The 387-nt window shown below is 60.7% G+C and carries 1 pseudogene; it reads left to right on the top strand.

The features are described 5' to 3' along the window. Positions 1-387 (top strand): annotated as a pseudogene (locus CS022_RS25135) (hypothetical protein); the annotation flags it as partial.

The following is a 387-nucleotide window of genomic DNA, read 5'->3' as shown; positions in this document are numbered from 1 at the left end:
GATGGTGAAGCGACACCGACCCTGACGGTCGGCGACGCCGGCACCGTTGATGAAGGGAACGCCGCCACCTTTGGTGTCACCTTAGATACGCCAGTACAGGGCGACGTCAGCTATACCCTGACCCTGGGCGGTGACATCGATGCCAATGACATTGACAGCGTGACCCTCGTCGACAGTCAGGGCAACCCGATCACGGGCGCTACACTGACCCTGAACCAGGACGGCACCTACACCGCCACAGTCCCTGGTAATGTCACCGCGTTCTCCGTGGTGGTTGACACCGTTGACGACTCGGTCTTTGAAGGCGATGAAGGCCTCACCCTGACCGTGGCCACCACCCTCGGTGGGCAAAATATCTCCGACAATGGCACGGCCACCATCACCGAT

This window comes from Veronia nyctiphanis (assembly GCF_004116385.1).
GTDB lineage: Bacteria > Pseudomonadota > Gammaproteobacteria > Enterobacterales > Vibrionaceae > Veronia > Veronia nyctiphanis.
Note: the sequence above shows the minus strand (reverse complement) of the source record. Positions and strands in the feature narration are given on the sequence as shown.